The 16,789-nt window shown below is 39.8% G+C and carries 18 protein-coding genes and 1 other annotated feature; of the genes, 8 read left to right on the top strand and 10 right to left on the bottom strand.

Features of this window, described 5'->3' with window-relative positions; all coding sequences use genetic code 11:
* Both AB1I63_02495 and AB1I63_02490 read right to left on the bottom strand, forming a co-directional pair.
* Positions 1-390, bottom strand: a complete 390-nt coding sequence (locus tag AB1I63_02495) for a zinc ribbon domain-containing protein (protein MEW4353757.1) — start codon at positions 388-390, stop codon at positions 1-3.
* A gap of 63 nt (positions 391-453) precedes the next feature.
* Complete coding sequence (locus AB1I63_02490) at positions 454-4,002, bottom strand: SEC10/PgrA surface exclusion domain-containing protein (GenBank protein ID MEW4353756.1); 3,549 nt, start codon at positions 4,000-4,002, stop codon at positions 454-456.
* 139 nt (positions 4,003-4,141) lie between these two features.
* On the opposite strand from AB1I63_02490, the gene AB1I63_02485 reads away from it, so the two are divergent.
* Positions 4,142-4,468 (top strand): helix-turn-helix transcriptional regulator, encoded by a 327-nt coding sequence (locus AB1I63_02485; protein MEW4353755.1) that lies wholly within the window; start codon positions 4,142-4,144, stop codon positions 4,466-4,468.
* A 50-nt stretch (positions 4,469-4,518) separates the two neighbouring features.
* On the opposite strand, the gene AB1I63_02480 is transcribed toward AB1I63_02485, so the two are convergent.
* Complete coding sequence (locus AB1I63_02480) at positions 4,519-4,941, bottom strand: hypothetical protein (GenBank protein MEW4353754.1); 423 nt, start codon at positions 4,939-4,941, stop codon at positions 4,519-4,521.
* A 356-nt stretch (positions 4,942-5,297) separates the two neighbouring features.
* Here AB1I63_02480 and AB1I63_02475 point away from each other — a divergent pair, with 356 nt between their 5' ends.
* The 3 genes from AB1I63_02475 to AB1I63_02465 all read left to right on the top strand — a co-directional run bounded on the left by AB1I63_02475 (position 5,298) and on the right by AB1I63_02465 (position 8,997).
* Complete coding sequence (locus AB1I63_02475) at positions 5,298-6,551, top strand: IS110 family transposase (protein ID MEW4353753.1); 1,254 nt, start codon at positions 5,298-5,300, stop codon at positions 6,549-6,551.
* A gap of 836 nt (positions 6,552-7,387) precedes the next feature.
* On the top strand, positions 7,388-8,353 hold the full coding sequence (locus AB1I63_02470) for a phage integrase N-terminal SAM-like domain-containing protein (protein ID MEW4353752.1): 966 nt from the start codon (positions 7,388-7,390) through the stop codon (positions 8,351-8,353).
* Between the two features lie 71 nt (positions 8,354-8,424).
* A complete protein-coding gene (locus AB1I63_02465; GenBank protein ID MEW4353751.1) occupies positions 8,425-8,997 on the top strand; it encodes a hypothetical protein in 573 nt (190 codons plus the stop codon).
* A 190-nt stretch (positions 8,998-9,187) separates the two neighbouring features.
* On the opposite strand, the gene rplL is transcribed toward AB1I63_02465, so the two are convergent.
* The 4 genes from rplL to AB1I63_02445 all read right to left on the bottom strand — a co-directional run bounded on the left by rplL (position 9,188) and on the right by AB1I63_02445 (position 10,927).
* On the bottom strand, positions 9,188-9,556 hold the full coding sequence (gene rplL, locus AB1I63_02460) for a 50S ribosomal protein L7/L12 (GenBank protein ID MEW4353750.1): 369 nt from the start codon (positions 9,554-9,556) through the stop codon (positions 9,188-9,190).
* A 64-nt stretch (positions 9,557-9,620) separates the two neighbouring features.
* Positions 9,621-10,121: a 50S ribosomal protein L10 gene (gene rplJ, locus AB1I63_02455; protein MEW4353749.1), complete on the bottom strand. Its 501-nt coding sequence runs from the start codon at positions 10,119-10,121 to the stop codon at positions 9,621-9,623.
* A 35-nt stretch (positions 10,122-10,156) separates the two neighbouring features.
* Positions 10,157-10,289 (bottom strand) — a sequence feature (ribosomal protein L10 leader region).
* A gap of 119 nt (positions 10,290-10,408) precedes the next feature.
* Positions 10,409-10,585 carry a 30S ribosomal protein S21 gene (gene rpsU / locus AB1I63_02450; GenBank protein MEW4353748.1) on the bottom strand — a complete coding sequence of 59 codons (177 nt, stop codon included), beginning with the start codon at positions 10,583-10,585 and terminating at the stop codon, positions 10,409-10,411.
* 117 nt (positions 10,586-10,702) lie between these two features.
* Complete coding sequence (locus AB1I63_02445; GenBank protein ID MEW4353747.1) at positions 10,703-10,927, bottom strand: hypothetical protein; 225 nt, start codon at positions 10,925-10,927, stop codon at positions 10,703-10,705.
* Positions 10,928-11,193: 266 nt separating this feature from the next.
* Between AB1I63_02445 and AB1I63_02440 the strand changes: the two genes are divergently transcribed.
* The 4 genes from AB1I63_02440 to AB1I63_02425 are packed head-to-tail and all read left to right on the top strand — an operon-like array spanning position 11,194 to position 13,065.
* Positions 11,194-11,379, top strand: coding sequence for a hypothetical protein (locus AB1I63_02440; protein MEW4353746.1), 186 nt, complete (start codon positions 11,194-11,196; stop codon positions 11,377-11,379).
* Positions 11,360-11,710, top strand: a complete 351-nt coding sequence (tnpB, locus tag AB1I63_02435; GenBank protein MEW4353745.1) for an IS66 family insertion sequence element accessory protein TnpB — start codon at positions 11,360-11,362, stop codon at positions 11,708-11,710. The genes AB1I63_02440 and tnpB overlap by 20 nt, the downstream gene beginning before the upstream one ends.
* Positions 11,711-11,762: 52 nt before the next feature.
* On the top strand, positions 11,763-11,969 hold the full coding sequence (locus AB1I63_02430; protein ID MEW4353744.1) for a transposase: 207 nt from the start codon (positions 11,763-11,765) through the stop codon (positions 11,967-11,969).
* Entirely contained in the window at positions 11,953-13,065 is a 1,113-nt protein-coding gene (locus AB1I63_02425) for an IS66 family transposase (GenBank protein ID MEW4353743.1), read from the top strand. The genes AB1I63_02430 and AB1I63_02425 overlap by 17 nt, the downstream gene beginning before the upstream one ends.
* Positions 13,066-13,190: 125 nt before the next feature.
* Here AB1I63_02425 and AB1I63_02420 read toward each other — a convergent pair whose 3' ends face one another.
* Genes AB1I63_02420 through AB1I63_02410 form a run of 3 tightly spaced genes read right to left on the bottom strand, consistent with a single transcriptional unit; the run spans position 13,191 to position 16,735 of the window.
* Complete coding sequence (locus AB1I63_02420) at positions 13,191-14,147, bottom strand: ABC transporter permease (GenBank protein ID MEW4353742.1); 957 nt, start codon at positions 14,145-14,147, stop codon at positions 13,191-13,193.
* A 1-nt stretch (position 14,148) separates the two neighbouring features.
* Complete coding sequence (locus AB1I63_02415) at positions 14,149-15,207, bottom strand: ABC transporter permease (protein MEW4353741.1); 1,059 nt, start codon at positions 15,205-15,207, stop codon at positions 14,149-14,151.
* Entirely contained in the window at positions 15,200-16,735 is a 1,536-nt protein-coding gene (locus tag AB1I63_02410) for an ABC transporter ATP-binding protein (GenBank protein ID MEW4353740.1), read from the bottom strand. The genes AB1I63_02415 and AB1I63_02410 overlap by 8 nt, the downstream gene beginning before the upstream one ends.
* Between the last annotated feature and the right edge of the window lie 54 nt (positions 16,736-16,789).

Raw genomic sequence — 16,789 nt, 5'->3', positions numbered from 1 at the left:
TCACATGTCCTTTTTCAATGTTTTCCCACAGTAAGGGCAAAATAAATGCAACAAAGAAACCTGTTCACCGCACTGACATTCTCTACTATCACTAAAATCTAAATCAATTTCCCTTTGTAGCTGCAATTGTTTATGATAAAAATCTTTAATACGCTCTAATTCATCTCTAAAAACTGTTTCTTCAGAAGATTCATCATAAAAATTTTGAATATATTGAATACCAATCAGACGATACAAATCATCAATCTTCTCTTGTAACTGAGCAATTTCTTTTTTCTTACGGTTTATCTCAGAATTTTTCTGCTGCTCAGAAATCACTGTTTGAGTCGTTTCTTTCATAAAGCCTCCAACTTGGACAGCTTTTTCCTTAAATTGAGTTAAAAAATCCATGACTATTCCTTGTCTTATGTTAGCTTTTACCGATCATTTAAGTATGTCAAATCTTAAAGTATTTTATTTATATTTTCTTTTCACAACAAGTCCTAAACTTGATAGAACTGTTCCAAGCGCCATCAAAGCTAGACTTTCTCTTGCACCTGTTTTTGGCAACTCTCTATATTTTTCTGTGCGAGAATAAGACGGAGTTTGTACCCTACTGCCAACCCCATAACTAGTCCCTACATGACCTGCTAGTACTGGTACAGGGGTAGGTTTCGGTGTTGCTGCTGGAGTTTCGACAGGAACTGTTGGTTCTTTGCCTTCTTTCTCCTTTTCAGTCTCTTCCTCGTTCTTCACTAAGGTAGATAGGTCAAAGGTTGGAAGATCCTCGCGGAAGGCAGGGGCTCCAACACTATGGGTTGGTTTTTCAACCGGTTCAGCTGGTTTTGTCGGCACCTCTGGTTTAGTAGGTTCTGGCTTGGTTTCTGGAGCAGGAGTCACTGGGTCTTTTGGAGTGTCCGGTTTCACTTCTGGTTGACTAGGAGTTTCCTTGTCTTTATCTTTATTCGCCTCTTGTTCCGCCTTTTCTTTTTCTGCTTGTTCTTTGGCTAGTTTTTCCGCTTCTTCCTTTTCACGGGCTAAGCGTTCTGCTTCTGCTTTCGCTTTCGCCTCTTCTTCAGCCTTGGCCTTAGCTTCTGCTTCTAAGCGGGCTTTTTCTGCTGCGTCTTTTTCAGCTTTTGCCTTTTCCTCTGCTTCTTTACGTTCTTTCTCCAAACGCTCTGCCTCGGCTTTGGCTTTTGCTTCTTGTTCCGCTTTCTCACGTGCTAAACGTTCCGCTTCTGCTTTTGCAGCAGCTTCTTTTTCGGCCTGCTCTTTAGCAATCCGTTCCGCTTCCGCTTTAGCGGCTGCCTCTTTCTCTGCCAATTCTTTAGCAAGTCGCTCGGCTTCAAGACGATCCGCTTCTTCCTTCGCTTTTTTCTCAGCCTCGATACGAGCTTTTTCAGCCTGTTCTCGTGCTAGGCGTTCTGCTTCCGCCTTGGCTTTTGCTTCTGCAGCGAGACGTTCTGCCTCTTCTTTAGCTTTGGCATCTTGTTCGGCTTTTTGACGAGCTTCTTCTGCTTTGCGTTCAGCCTCTAAACGTTCTTGTTCCAAGCGGTCCGCTTCTGCTTTAGCTGCAAGGTAGTCTTGATAAGCCTTGTACTGAGCTTCTAGGACTTTTAGGTTGTTAACCGCCTTGTCGTAGTTGCTTTGGGCTGTGTTCTTTTCTTTGGTGAGAGTAGCCACTTGTCCCTTAGCAGCATCCAATGCTTGTTTCGCTGTTTCTGCTTCTTTTTGAAGAGCCTCTAGTTCCACTTTAAGGTTGGCTAGTTTTTGGGCATTGCTTTTCGCTGTTGCAAGAGTTGCTTGTGCAGCTTTCAAGGCATCTTGCGCTTTCGCCAATTCTCTTTGAGTCGTTGTAAGGGCAGCCTGTTTGTCGGCAAGAGCTGCTTTTTTGTCTGCCATTGTCTTTTGGGCAGAAGAAAGAGTCGCTTGCGCCGTAGTAAGGGCATGGCTCTTGTTCTCCACATTTGCTCGGCTAGTCGCTACATCCGCTTTTGCCAAAGTAAGAGCTTTCTGAGCTTCTGTCAACGCTGTTTGTTTCTTCGCTAAGTCAGTTTTAGCAGTGGCAAGTTCTCCTTGAGCGGTTGTCAAGGCTGCTTGAGCAGTTATAAGATTCGCCTTTGCGGTATCAAGAGCTACTTGGGCTTTTGGAGTTTGAACAGGGACTGCTTTAGCATTTGCAAGGGTGCGTTCTGCTGTACGAAGGTCAGATTGAGCAGATTGCAATTTACTTTGAGCAGTTGCGACAAGTGCCTCTGCAGGCGCTAGCTTGCTTTGTACCGTAGTCAATTTCCCTTCTGCTGTACGAACCGCTTCTTGCAAGGCTTCCTTAGAGATTGGGTTCGCGATTGGCGTGCCTGCGTATTCTGGTTTAGCAGGACCATCTGTGAATTCCAAGAGGTAGCCAGAGTTTTTAGAGCCTGTGTAACCAGACAAGCCAAAGTATTGGTCCCCTTTACGAGCATCCCGGAATTTAGAGTCTAAGTTCAAGAGAGAAATAGCATGCCCGAAGTGCTGAGAGGAAGAGTAGTCATAGAACATCATTTGGAAGATAAAACTAGCTACTTGGCTCTTTAAAGATGCCATCGTATAATCTTTAGAAAAACGATGTGCTTCAGGAGAAAAATCTTCGTCCAATTTTTGACCTGTACGATCTTTTACTCGGATGATGCCCTGAATGTCATGCCCTTTTTCAGAATCCCAATCATCTGCTAGGTATTCTTTTGCGACCATATCCGCAATCTTCATGGAGCCTGTTGAGATGAGGGCTTTTGACGTAATACCCATTTGTGAGCGCATATCATTGATGGTGATTTGAGCAAACTGAGCCAGCTCCAAGCGATCTGCATCAGTTAAGTCATTTAAACCTCCTTTATTCCCTTGGATGACTACCCGATTATTTGCATCCACAGCTCGAAGAGCAGCTTGGAATTTTCTGTATTCCTTTTTAGATTCTTCATCTCCAAGAAGCAAACGATGACTTTCAGTTTCCAACTCTTTCCAGATACGGTTCATCTCGTTAGTGTCTTTTGTGACATAACGTGCTTCATAGAATTTTTCAAGCAAGTTCTTGTAAGTATCTGTGAGCTTGATAGTGTAGATAGAACCTAGTGCCAAGTTTGCCTTGTCCACTTCTGCTTGAGCCGTTGCAATGGCATTTTGAACAGTGGTCAAGTTGCTATTTGCAGTCTTGAGCTGATTCTCAGCATTGGTTACTTGCGTTTGGCTGTTTGTGACTTGACTTTGGGCTACATCAATCGCTTGTTGGCGTTTGGCATCTGCCGCTTTTGCTTCTGCTAGTTTGGTTTCAGCAGTTTGGGCTTCTGCTTCTTTTGCAGTGACTTCTTGAGTGGCTTGTGCTACTTTTCGTTCTTTCGTTGCGACAGTAGCGGTTGATTTCGTCACTTCTGCTTGGCTAGCTGCGACTTGAGCTTGTGCCGCTTTTTCATCTGCCACATCTTGAGCCAGTTGTTTATCGGCTTGCGCCTTTGCTTGTTCGGCGTTTGTTACTTGCTTTTCTGCATTTGTCACAGCTGTGGTAGAGACTGCCACTTCATTTTCAAGGGTGCTGACTGCCGTTTGATTTTCTTTGATTGTATCTTCTTTAGTCGCAACTGTTTGGGTTGTTGTTTCGACTTGTTTTTCTGCCTCAGCGACAGGAGTCTGATTGACTTCGTTTTGAGCACTTTCTACTTCAGCTTGTTTCGTTTCCACTGCTTGAGTTGCCGTGTTGTACTGAGCTTCCAGAGCAGGAACTGCTTGCTCTGCCGTAGCAAGGTTGCTTTGTGCTTGATTAAGGGTTTGTTCAGCAGCAACGACTTGTTCTTTTGCCTGATCAACCTGAGTTGCTGTCACTTCATTCGTTGTAGGGGCAACAAGGGCAGAAGTGTTTCCCGCTTCATCTGCCTTGACTTGAACAGTTCCAACCGTTGCCATCATCCCAATGGCAAGAACTCCGACTGCTCCATAAGCCTTCAACTTACGGATAGAGCCATGTGTGTGAATAGTTTTGTTTTTGACCATAAAATACTCCAAGAACTATTTTTTAAAGCTATTTTATCAATAAAAACAGTTTTTTGCAACTGTTTGAGAAAAGAACAGTTTTTTATGATGGTTTGTTTTATCAAATATTATATGTATGATAGATTGTAGAGGTACAATCATGGATAACAAACTACAAGAATACATCTCCAAACGAATACGCCTACTACGAATCCAAAAAGGGATGACACAGATGGAGCTAGAAGAAAAAGCTAGCCTCGGCTACAACTATATCTACAAACTAGAAAATAAGCCAAATAATATCACACTCTCAACTTTATCAAAAGTTATGGAGGCACTAGAAGTAGATATTACTACATTTTTTGATATAGAATTCACTCCAGATAGTGATATTGAAGATTTGATTCTTTTAATGAATGACTTACCTAAACATAAGCGAAAAGAGATTATTCAAGCTATCAATACGCTTGTTCGAACTTTAAAATAATTTTTTTATAAAAAAATAGCAGCTACCAACAGGGTGCTGCTTTTGTCATATTAAGACTCAATAAGTAATTTGCTGCTATTATTTCGAACAAAGGCACTAATTCCAACTTCGCTAATTTCTTCCATAGTATCATGCCAATTTTCTACAATGTAACGATGAATGATAACTTCTATTACTTCTTTATAGTCAGTAATATCATTCTCTCCATCTAAAAAAGGAAATTTAACCAAAACTGGTTCATGCATATCATCGTATAAAGCAAACGTAATGACAAACTCTTCATTTCTGTCATCACTATCATGATAAAAACGAATGACTATATCCGACCCATCGTTTAGTAAACTATATTCATAATAATCATCAGTTGTATAACGCTCTGTGATGAAATCATTGTTGTAATAACCTGCCCGAATTTCAGATTCTGCGATAACTCTAATAAGAAAGTGTAAAAGTTCTTTTTCACATTGAAGCATAATTCTCCTCCTCGTAAAATAAGTTTATGGGGATTTTTAATCCCAAGTTTTAACAATTTTTAACTTGACTATTGCAAGGTTTTCCAGAACAATAGAGTCATGGAATGGACTCATGGTTGTTTCTTCTCCTCCTTGTTGCTTAGACTTCCGAAGAAAGTCTGTTACCCAAGCCTTGTCCCTACTTCCAACACACTAGCTGTTTCCACTAGTCTCACTTCTGTACTTAGTAGCGTACAGGCGGCAGGTGAGCTAGTGATGTGAATTCTATTATGCGAGGCTGTTGGTTCAAGGTGTTTCTGGGGAACCTTACAGTAGTCAAGAAATTTTCCAAATCCATATGAAAGGAGACCTTCCAAATGAAATGTTTTGTCGGTTTAGATGTTAGCTCTACCAAACTTGATGTCTGTATCATGCTCAGTGATACAACAACTCCCTTTACAGCTTCTCTTTCTAATGACCTAGCTGGTGCTTCTGAAATTAAGGAAAAGATCCTTCAGCTTCATGAAATCCATATCTTTGAACGAATCGTCATCGGCATGGAAGCAACTAGTCTCTATAGCTTTCACCCTGCTATGTTCTTTCATGAAGATAGTCAATTGAAGGCTCTTAACGTTGAAGTGATGGTGGAACAGCCCAATAAGATTAAGAAATATCGCGAAGCCTTTGAAGAAAGCAAAAATGATACCATTGATGCCTTCTACATCGCTGATTATTTTCGGATTGAGCGCTTTTCCCCTGCCTTTCTCAAAGAAGAGAAATACCTTGCCCTCCAACATCTGACTAGAACGAGACTTCAACTCATTGAACAGCTAACAAGAACCAAACAGCACTTTATTGAAAATATTTATTATAAGTGCAATACCTTATCAACTGAAATCAAGAATGAAGAGCTAACTACCAATCTCTGGTCTAGCACTGTCATCTCTTTGATGACGGAAGACTATACTCTTGATGACTTGGCTAATATTCCACTCAATGACTTGGCTGACTTCATCCAAAAAATGGGAAGAGGCCGATTTAAAGCGCCTGAGAAATTAGCGAAAGCCATTCAAGCTGCTATTCGTGGGTCTTATCGACTCTCTAAACTCCAACAGGATTCCGTCAATGTGGTGCTTGGATTATTAGCTAGAGAAATGCGACATCTTGAGAAGATGATTAAGGATATTGATAAAGCTATCGAGGATATGGTAGAGGTCATTCCTGAATATCAATGTCTAACCTCTATACCTGGTGTCGGGAAAGTCTACGCTGCAGGGATTATCGCTGAGATTGGACAGATTGAACGCTTTAAAGACCATCCTCAAGTCGCTAAATATGCGGGATTGAACTGGAAACAGAATCAATCTGGGAACGCTCATTCTCCAAATACTGACCTTGTGAAACGAGGCAACCGCTATCTCCGTTATTACTTAGTTGAAGCCGCCAACTCTGTCAGACGACATGATAGCGAATATCAAGCCTTTTACAAGAAGAAGTATCAAGAAGTGCCTAAACACCAACACAAAAGAGCCATCGTCTTAACTGCTAGAAAGTTTGTGCGTCTGGTGGATGTGCTACTACGCAACCGCCAACTCTATACGCCACCAAGGAGGCTTATGGAAGATAATTGATTATCGGCACAAGTCCTTGGATAAGCTAGTGAAAAAAGCGATTTTCACTAGGTGTTTTTACTGCACCCTTTTTTCTAGAAAATTAACTAAAAGTTATTCAACTTTTTCTTGACTTTTTACCACTAGACTTTTTATATATCATTAGTATGCCAGAAAAAGTAAATCAAAAAATAGAGACTATTTTTAACTTATTTGATTATTTACCAAACATCATACATCACCTTCTGTTCCTTTCTCTTCTACTAATTTGACTCACATTAATTGCTCATCAAATCTTTCAATAGTCAGTATGCCAGAAAAAGTAAAATGAAAAATTATTTTTAACCTTATTTAATTCTTTTTAGTTATACTTGTACTTTTATATTTTCTTTTTTTAGGCATACTATTCATAGAAAGAATTGAAGAAATGGAGGTAATTAATATGCAAGGTATCTTTTTATCAATCCAACACCGGACTCGGTGAAAAATGGGAGTGATGATGGTACTGGTTCTTTTAGCTTGTGTCGTTGAAGCTAATAGACAGGGAAAAAGAAAGTAAATAAGATGAAACAAAATGGTTATTCTACGAATGAAATGAGTAAAGAATAACCATTTTGTAGCCAAAAGAGTAAAGAAAAAAATGTTTAATGAGGTAATTTTATGAAATTTGTTCATAAAAAATAACCGTAACAACGGCATTAGGATAATATCAAAGATGTACAACAGTGATTACTGAATGACATTGAAAACGCCAACTGTCTCAGCGGATGTTATCTTAGAGCATACTCAGCTCTATCTAAAAAAGAGTGGGAGGCATTTTAACAGTAATAAGAAATGATAAAGAAAGGGGTAAGAAAATGCCAAGAAAAAGAAATTCACTAAAACACGATTTGTTCATCTTAGCCACTCAAGAGGTAAAAAACAATCGAACACGAACAACATATAAACGTTCAATCACAAGATTTGTCAAATGGGCTAAAGAACACAATATCAAGAAGAAAGAAGATATTACAGAACAAGTCATTCAAGACTATCATAATGACTTAGCTAATGATCCCAAACAGTACACAGCAGCGACAATTCATACCTACCTCGCACCAGTCTGTAAAGCAACTAACATAAATATGAATAGAATAAGAAAAAACAAGCGGACTAGCGATACAATTATACGTGGACGAAAACGTGAGAAAAACGCTCAAGGAAAGCGACAAGAGAATGACTCTCGCTTCTCTCGGGTCATCGCTTTTCAAAAAGCAGTCGGTATCCGTCGCAGTGAACTCTATGATTTAAAAGGAGAAGATTTGAAACGAGATGCCTCTGGAAACTATTATGTCATCGTACAAAGAGGTAAAGGTGGAAAATATCAAGAACAGCTTATTCTTCCACAAGATGTACCACTTGTACTTAAAACATTTAAAAATATAGCTAACGATGAGAATGTTTTTTCTAAAGAAGAAATGAATAATCTTATCAATTTTCACGGAATGCGTGCACAACATGCGCGAGACTGTTACTTCTACTACTTGCAGAAAATACAGACTGACAAGAACTACGCTAAAAACCTTCAGAAGAAACTCATAAATTCTTGGGAAATTGGACATCAAAAACTTTGGAATGAATCAAACAAAAAATTCCTGAAACAACGGAATGCTTTCATCTATGATTTAAGAGATGAGCCTTATAAGTTGAGAGGTGCAAATTATAAAAAAGCAGTTGGAGCAGGAATGCCTACTACCTATAATCGTCTCGCTCTTATGGCAGTATCTGTCTTAAATCTATCTCATTGGCGTCTATCTGTTACCGTTACAAATTATATTTTATAGCTTAATTTTTTAATGTTAAGTTTGCGGCATACTATGAATGTAGATTATTGATGAAATGGAGGTAATATATAATGAGGAATCAAAATCATCTACAATCCGGTCGCAAATTTTCTAACAATATTTTATCAAGAGGAAAAATTGTTGACATTTCTTTCGACAAAAGAGAATGTTACTTTATTTTATTTATTAGAAATGGAGCTGGTCGTAAACATACATATTTGAAATTTTATTATCATCAGAACAACACTAAACTTCAGAAAGGCCAGACAGTATCAGTTGCTGGTCATATCGAAAATAGAACATCCAATCAACAAATTAAATATTTTACCGCTGATTTTATAAAACATGAAAAAACAGAATTAGCTAGCTATTTCAATAGAGATGAAACAGACTTCGGATTTGCCTATCAGAAATCTTATGCAAAATTTTTTATACGTGGAAAAATAGTTTCTATAAAACATAAATACAATTCTGATTGGATTGAATTAATAGTTCAAGATTATTGCGATAATCTCATACAAGTTCAATACAGTAAAAAGATGCGTACTGCCCAATCAATCTATCAAATAGATGATCATGTTGGTATCTACGCCCTACCTATTTCTTCACAAAAAATACATAATGGAGAAATTATACTGCATTAAAAGCTGATTGTTGAAGATATTGTTGTCCTTAGACGTGAAAAATAGATTCGATATATAAAAAATCCCCCGCCAAAATAATATCTGGCGGGGGGTTGGCGGGAAATTAAATCCCGCCTTCTTTTTTTAATCGCCCTAAGACAAGCTTAGACCTTGATTTACTAGGCTTCCGCAATGAAATTGCGATACTCTATTATTTAAGAGTAACTGAAGCTCCAGCTTCTTCCAATTTAGCTTTGATTTCTTCAGCTTCTGCAGTTGCAACGCCTTCTTTAACCATTGCAGGTGCTCCGTCAACAAGTTCTTTAGCTTCTTTAAGACCAAGACCTGTGATTTCACGTACAACTTTGATAACGCCAACTTTTTTGTCGCCAGCAGATGTCAATTCAACGTCGAATGAATCTTTAGCAGCACCAGCGTCAGCAGCACCAGCTGCAGCAACAGCTACAGGAGCAGCTGCAGTTACACCAAATTCTTCTTCGATAGCTTTTACAAGATCGTTAAGCTCAAGGATTGAAGCTTCTTTAATTTCAGCAATAATGTTTTCAATGTTCAATGCCATTGTTATTTCCTCCAAATATGTTTTTATAAATATAGATTGTTGTAGCTAGGCTACGCTGCGCAGATTAAGCTGCGTCTTCTTTGCTTTCTGCAACCGCTTTGACTGCAAGAGCAACGTTGCGCACTGGCGCTTGAAGTACAGAAAGGAGCATAGAAAGAAGTCCTTCGCGGTTTGGAAGAGTTGCAAGTGCAAGAATCTCTTCTTTTGATGCGACAGCGCCTTCGATTGCACCACCTTTGATTTCAAGTGCTTCTGCGTTTTTAGAAAAGTCGTTCAAGATTTTCGCTGGTGCGATAACATCTTCGTTAGAAAATGCCACAGCAGATGGTCCAACAAAAACAGATGATAGATCTTCAAGACCAGCTTTTTCAGCTGCACGACGTAAGATTGAGTTTTTGATAACTTTATACTCAACTTCGCTTCCACGAAGCTCACGACGAAGAACTGTATCTTGCTCAACTGTCAAACCACGAGCGTCAACAACGACGATAGATGCAGCAGCTTTCATTTTCTCAGCTACTACGTCAACTAGTTCCGCTTTTTTAGCAATAATTGCTTCACTCATTTAGTGTTTCACCTCCGTAATTATTTTGCTTGGGATTTTTCAAAAGAAAAACGCGCCCAAACCTAGACACGAAAGTACAATACGCTTCTTTTTTGATACGTTTTGTCCTCGGTAGGATCTTTATGAGTCTAGCTCCCCTACTGTCTTAGGCAGTTTTTTCAAACCATAGATAATATTAGCATACTTTCTGATGAATTGCAAGAGTTTAAATCAATTTTTTTGATATTTTTAAACTAAAATAGAAAAAAGTAGGAAAATTCCTACTTTTACTCTCTAATCACGCTTCATTAGAATTTTTTACGTTTACGAGCTGCTTCTGATTTACGTTTACGTTTTACAGAAGGTTTTTCATAGAATTCACGTTTACGTGTTTCTTGAAGAGTACCAGCTTTAGTAACAGCGCGTTTGAAACGACGAAGAGCATCGTCAAGAGACTCATTTTTACGTACTACTGTTTTTGACATTTTTTCACTCCCTTCAAGTTTAAAATCCATTATATTGTATCATGTTCTAAAACTTTTGTCAAATCTTACCGCACAGGTTTTGTGTTTACATTTTTGAGAATTTTTCATTCTTTACAACTACTCTTGTCCTAAATACTCTTGAATCATTTCAACAGTGCTGTTTTCAAGATTTGATAAATGACTCAACTCCTTTCTTTGTCCGAAATGAGCAAGATAGATAGGTGATTTTATTTGGTATTTCTTGGCAAAAGTTTTATAAGCTTTGCTATCAATTCCTGATGTGTTGAGATAGTAAATCTTGCGTAGTCTTCCTTGATTCGCTTGATTTAACTTAGGAAGCAATCGAATCGCTCCTTCATAGTCAGAGCGTCCAATATAGAGATAGAAATCTTCTTTCTTCTTAATTTTATCTTTTACAGTCGTAAGACTGATCGCTTCATAGGAACTTACTTCGTCTTGATAAGTGCCAGCTGAAACAGATGGTAAGAAGCAAAGAAAGGCTAGTAGAGCAATTAGATACTTTGTAACCGCCCAATAATCAGGTATCTTCTTTGATTCACGATCCTCCTGTATACTCTTAGTATCAACTAAAACAGGAGGCTATTATCATGTCACAACCAATTGTTCCTTTGGAACTTCCCCAATCTCGCAGTTTTCCCAAGAAGAGTAGAAATGAAATGATGGTGAAGATACGTGTGGGAAAGTCGGAAATAAGCTTGTTCCGCTCATGCCCTCAAGAGATGATAGAAACGATTTTGAATAAGGTGCTGAACAATGACCATTCGACTAAGTGACTTAGGGCAAGTTTATCTTGTCTGTGGGAAAACCGATATGCGTCAGGGCATTGATTCCCTAGCCTATCTTGTTAAATCCCAACATGAATTAGATCCTTTTTCAGGGGCTGTTTATCTCTTCTGCGGTGGTCAACGTGATCGGTTCAAAGCGCTTTACTGGGACGGTCAAGGCTTCTGGTTACTTTATAAACGCTTTGAAAACGGTAAACTAGCTTGGCCAAGAAATAGTGATGAGGTCGAAGCCTTGACAGCTGAACAGGTGGATTGGCTTATGAAGGGCTTTTCTATAAGGCCCAAAATAAAAGTTTCAAAAAGTCGTGATTTCTATTGAAATCATGGCTTTTCTTTAGGTATAATGTTGAAAACAGTATGAGAGGGAAATCATGTCATCATTAGAAAAAATCATTGAAACACAAGCCAAAACCATTGAAAGCCTGTCTAATGAGCTTGCCCTCCTTCGTGAACAAGTAGCGTATTTAACCCAAAAGCTCTATGGAAAATCTTCTGAAAAGTCTCCTCAGATGGACGGTCAAATGAGCTTATTTGGTGAGGAAGCATTGCCTGAAGAAGACGCTGACTTACCCAGTTGAAACGGAAGAAATCACCTACAAACGCAAGAAAAAAAAGGGCGTTCGAAAAGCTATTCTCAGTCAATTTGAACCTGAGGAAGTCCATCATGAGTTAACTGGTGCTGCCTGTACTTGCCCAGATTGCCATGGTGAGCTGAAGGAGATTGGAGCTTGTATTCAGAGGCAGGAGGACGATTGGAACAAGCTTGGCTTACCCATCACACGGAAAGAAATGGCGAATTGGCATATCAAATCTAGTCAGTATTATTTTGAGCCGTTGTATGATCTGCTTCGTGAAAAATTGTTGGAGCAATCTGTTCTCCATGCGGATGAAACTTCTTACAAGGTCTTGGAGAGTGATAGTCAGCTGACCTACTATTGGACTTTCTTATCTGGCAAGCATGAGGAAACAGGGATTACGCTTTACCACCATGATAAGAGGCGGAGCGGGCTAGTCGTGAAAGAGTTTCTAGGAGACTATGGTGGCTATGTGCATTGTGACATGTGGTCGGCTTATAGACAGTTGGAGAATGCCAAGTTGGTGGGCTGTTGGGCGCATGTGAGACGGAAATTCTTCGATGCGACACCTAAACAAGCTGATAAGCAGTCTCTGGGACTGAAAGGGTTAGCTTACTGTGATAACCTGTTTGCCTTGGAAGCTTCTTGGGAATCTCTCAGGTCAGAGGAGCGTTTGGTAAAGCGGCAGACAGAGTTGGCCCCGCTGATGGATGAGTTCTTTGAATGGTGTCGTGCTCAAGCAGTCTTGCCAGGTTCGAAACTCGGTCAAGCCATTGAGTATAGTCTTAAGTGTGAAGCAACTTTCAAGGCTGTATTAGAGGATGGAAACTTGGTCTTATCTAACAATATGGCTGAGCGCTCCATTAAATCCTTAGTCATAGGACGTAAAAATTGGTTATTTAGCCAAAGCTTCGAAGGAGCCAAGTCAACAGCTATCATTCTAAGCCTATTGGAAACGGCTAAGCGACATGGGCTTGATTCAGAGAAATATATCACTTATCTTCTAGAAAAACTTCCAAACGAGGAAACTCTCGCAAAAAAGGAAGTGATAGAGGTCTATTTACCATGGTCTAAACACATACAGGAAAATTGTAAATGAAAGTTCCAAAGTCTTGCTTGGCTTTGGAACTTTTCAATATACCTCGTTATTGGACGTTTACCTCCTTTCCTACTTATTCGTAAAATAAGAAAAAAGTTGAGAAGAAAATCTTCTCAACTTTACTATTATTTGGATTTGATATAGTTGACTCCATCTGCTTTGGGCGCTACTGCTTTTCCAAAGAAGGCAGCAAGGACAACGATTGTCAAAACGTATGGCGCAATTTGCAAATAAACTGCTGGCACATGTGACAAGAACGGCAACTGGCTTCCGATAACTGCCAAACTTTGGGATAAACCAAAGAAGAGACTCGATAGCATGGCTCCGATTGGATTCCATTTCCCAAAAATCATAGCGGCAAGGGAGATAAAACCAGGTCCGATAATGGTTGTTGCTGCAAAGTTAACAGAGATAGATTGAGCATAAATCGCTCCTCCAACCCCTCCTAGGAATCCAGAAATCATCACTCCGTAATACTTCATGAGATAAACATTGATTCCTAACGTATCTGCTGCTTGTGGGTGTTCTCCAACTGAACGTAAGCGCAATCCGAATTTGGTCTTAAACATGATAAACCATGATAGAAAAGCAAATCCGATAGCTACATAGCCCATAAGACTCGTGTTTTTAAAGAAAATATCACCAATGATTGGGATGTTTGACAAAATTGGGAAATCAAATTTACCAAAAGAAACTTGAATATTATCTGTTTGTCCTTTTCCATAAAGAGCTTTTACTAAAAAGATAGCAAGGGCTGGTGCCATGAGGTTCAACACTGTACCACTAACGACATGGTCCGCACGGAAGTTAATCGTAGCCACAGCATGAATCAATGAGAACACTAAACCAACTATTCCTCCAACAAAGAGGGAAAGCCAAGGCGTCAAAGCTCCAAATGTTTCATAGAAAGTCAAGTTAAAGACAACTCCTGAAAAAGCCCCCATAACCATGATTCCTTCTAAACCGACATTAACGACTCCAGCGTGCTCAGAATACGCACCACCAATACTAGTAAAAATCAGCGGAGCTGCATAAATGAGCATAGAGGAAACCAACAAACCTAACATTGTTACAAAACTCATTTTATTTTCCTCCTTTTGCGTGTTTTTTAGGCTTCATGTATCGTTCAATGATGTAATGAACGCTGACAAAGAAAATAATAGAGGCTGTCACAATATTTACCAATTCTGATGGAATAGTTGCGGTATTCATCCCTGGAGCTCCGACTTGCAAGACACCAAATAAGAAGGCCGCAAATGGGATTCCCACTGGCGAGTTAGTCGCAAGAAGGCTGACCGCCATTCCGTTAAATCCAACGCTCAAGGAACTTCCTTGGACATAGACATTCTGGAATGTTCCTAGACCTTCGACTACCCCTCCAAGTCCTGCAAGAGCACCTGAGATAATCATAGAAAGGATAATAGTCCGTTTAGAAGACATTCCTGCATATTCGCTGGCATTTGGATTTAGACCGACTGAGCGAATCTCAAAACCAAGGGTTGTTTTCTTTAGCATGAACCAGATCGCAATCACAGCGATAATCGCAAAGAAAATACCGATATTCATCCGCGAATTATTGGTCAATGCACGGAGCCACTCTGTTTGATAGGTCGCATTTGCTCCAACCTTGATACTAGAGTCAACACTTTGCATCACACTCTTTGGAAAACTACGGATAAAAGCATTTCCCACATAAAGCACGATGTAGTTCATCATGATGGTTACAATGACCTCACTAGTTCCTAGGTAAGCTCTTAAAATCCCTGGGATTGCTCCAATGATTCCCCCAGAGACCATTCCAATGATAATGGTCATAGGAATCATAACCATTCGTGGCAAATCTGGGAAAGAAAGTGCAAACCAGGCACTCATAATCCAACCTGACAAAGCTTGTCCTGGTAAACCAACGTTAAAAAATCCTGCTTTACTAGCTACTGCAAAACCAAGGGCGATTAGAATCAGTGGCCCCATGGCACGAGAAATTTCTCCTAGACTACGAAGTGAGCCAAAAGCTGTTTTAAAGAGTTCCTCATACCCCCATAGTGCGTCATAGCCAAAGATCCACATGACAATGGCTCCGAGTACAATCCCTAATACAACCGAAATCAAAGGGACTGCAATTTGCTGCATTTTCTTAGACATGTCCATCCTCCTTCTTCATATCTCCACCAGCCATCAAGATTCCAAGCTCTTGCTTGTTAGTATCTTCTGGCTTCACAATTCCTTGAATTTTTCCGTCATGAATAACGGCAATTCTATCTGATACGTTAAGGATTTCGTCTAATTCAAAGCTAACAACTAAGACAGCCTTGCCTTTGTCTCGCTCTTCAATCAAGCGTTTATGGATATACTCAATCGCACCAACATCCAAACCACGTGTTGGTTGGCTGACAATGAGAAGATCGGGATTTCGGTCAATTTCACGAGCAATAATAGCTTTTTGCTGGTTTCCTCCTGAAAGGGCTGACGCTGGGACAAACTCACTTGCTGCCCGCACATCGAACTCATCCATCAGTTTGCGTGCATAAGAGGTAATCGTATTGTAATTTAAAATACCATTTTTACTAAGGGGTTCTTTGTAGTAAGTCTGAAGGGCAATATTTTCAGAAATCATCATATCAAGGACTAGACCATCTCGATGACGATCTTCTGGCACATGACTGACTTGCATTTCTGTGATTTTACGCGGAGAAAAGGCGTTCACTTCTACTCCCTTAATCTGAATGCTTCCAGATTTCACCTTACGAAGCCCTGTAATGGCTTGAATAAGCTCACTCTGACCATTTCCATCAATCCCTGCAATTCCGACAATCTCACCTGCTCGAACATCCAAGGATAGATTTTTAACCGCAGGAACACCACGATTTTCATGAACGACTAGATCTTTAATGGAAAGAACGACATCTTTCGGATTCGCAGGTATTTTTTCTGTCGTAAAGGATACGGAACGTCCCACCATCATCTCTGCCAAGTCTTTATTGGTAGCACCAGCGATTTCTACTGTCTGGATACTCTTTCCTCGGCGAATAACGGTGACACGGTCTGCCACTGCTCGAATCTCATCCAATTTATGGGTAATCAAAATAATAGATTTCCCTTCCTTGACGAGATTTTTCATAATATTTTCCAACTCTTCGATTTCTGAAGGGGTTAACACTGCTGTCGGTTCATCAAAAATCAGAATATCTGCTCCACGATAGAGGGTTTTTAGAATCTCTACCCGTTGCTGAGCGCCGACTGAGATGTCTTCTACTTTAGCAGTCGGATCAACTGCAAGACCATACTTATGAGAAAGTTCGGTGATTTCTTGGATCGCAGTTTTTAAATCCAAAATTCCGTGCTTGGTCGTTTCACTTCCTAAAATGATGTTTTCAGCAACTGTAAAAGCTTCTACCAACATAAAGTGTTGGTGAACCATTCCAATTCCCAGAGAGGCGGCTTTTGAGGGAGAGTCAAGTTGAACTTCTTGTCCATTAACGACAATTTGCCCACTTGTTGGTTCAAGCAAACCAGCCAGCATATTCATAAGCGTTGATTTTCCTGCTCCATTTTCTCCTAAAAGTGCGTGAATTTCACCTTTTCGAAGATTGAGGTTGATTTTATCATTTGCGACAAATTCACCAAAAATCTTGGTTATTTCACGCATTTCAATGACATTGTTGTGTGCCATGAGCGTCTTTCCTTTCAGAAATTTAATTTTATTTTCAGCAGAACCTGCTAAACT

The organism is Streptococcus pneumoniae, assembly GCA_040719455.1.
Classification (GTDB): domain Bacteria; phylum Bacillota; class Bacilli; order Lactobacillales; family Streptococcaceae; genus Streptococcus; species Streptococcus pneumoniae_G.
The sequence above is the reverse complement of the archived record's forward strand: the minus strand, read 5'-3'. Positions and strand labels throughout refer to the sequence as shown.

Excerpts from the sequence above, each read along its gene's own strand:
- AB1I63_02495 (MEW4353757.1), bottom strand. The coding sequence starts at position 390 with ATGGATTTTTTAACTCAATTTAAGGAAAAAGCTGTCCAAGTTGGAGGC.
- AB1I63_02490 (MEW4353756.1), bottom strand. The coding sequence starts at position 4,002 with ATGGTCAAAAACAAAACTATTCACACACATGGCTCTATCCGTAAGTTG.
- AB1I63_02485 (MEW4353755.1), top strand. The coding sequence starts at position 4,142 with ATGGATAACAAACTACAAGAATACATCTCCAAACGAATACGCCTACTA.
- AB1I63_02480 (MEW4353754.1), bottom strand. The coding sequence starts at position 4,941 with ATGCTTCAATGTGAAAAAGAACTTTTACACTTTCTTATTAGAGTTATC.
- AB1I63_02475 (MEW4353753.1), top strand. The coding sequence starts at position 5,298 with ATGAAATGTTTTGTCGGTTTAGATGTTAGCTCTACCAAACTTGATGTC.
- AB1I63_02470 (MEW4353752.1), top strand. The coding sequence starts at position 7,388 with ATGCCAAGAAAAAGAAATTCACTAAAACACGATTTGTTCATCTTAGCC.
- AB1I63_02465 (MEW4353751.1), top strand. The coding sequence starts at position 8,425 with ATGAGGAATCAAAATCATCTACAATCCGGTCGCAAATTTTCTAACAAT.
- rplL (MEW4353750.1), bottom strand. The coding sequence starts at position 9,556 with ATGGCATTGAACATTGAAAACATTATTGCTGAAATTAAAGAAGCTTCA.
- rplJ (MEW4353749.1), bottom strand. The coding sequence starts at position 10,121 with ATGAGTGAAGCAATTATTGCTAAAAAAGCGGAACTAGTTGACGTAGTA.
- rpsU (MEW4353748.1), bottom strand. The coding sequence starts at position 10,585 with ATGTCAAAAACAGTAGTACGTAAAAATGAGTCTCTTGACGATGCTCTT.
- AB1I63_02440 (MEW4353746.1), top strand. The coding sequence starts at position 11,194 with ATGTCACAACCAATTGTTCCTTTGGAACTTCCCCAATCTCGCAGTTTT.
- tnpB (MEW4353745.1), top strand. The coding sequence starts at position 11,360 with ATGACCATTCGACTAAGTGACTTAGGGCAAGTTTATCTTGTCTGTGGG.
- AB1I63_02430 (MEW4353744.1), top strand. The coding sequence starts at position 11,763 with ATGTCATCATTAGAAAAAATCATTGAAACACAAGCCAAAACCATTGAA.
- AB1I63_02420 (MEW4353742.1), bottom strand. The coding sequence starts at position 14,147 with ATGAGTTTTGTAACAATGTTAGGTTTGTTGGTTTCCTCTATGCTCATT.
- AB1I63_02415 (MEW4353741.1), bottom strand. The coding sequence starts at position 15,207 with ATGTCTAAGAAAATGCAGCAAATTGCAGTCCCTTTGATTTCGGTTGTA.
- AB1I63_02410 (MEW4353740.1), bottom strand. The coding sequence starts at position 16,735 with ATGGCACACAACAATGTCATTGAAATGCGTGAAATAACCAAGATTTTT.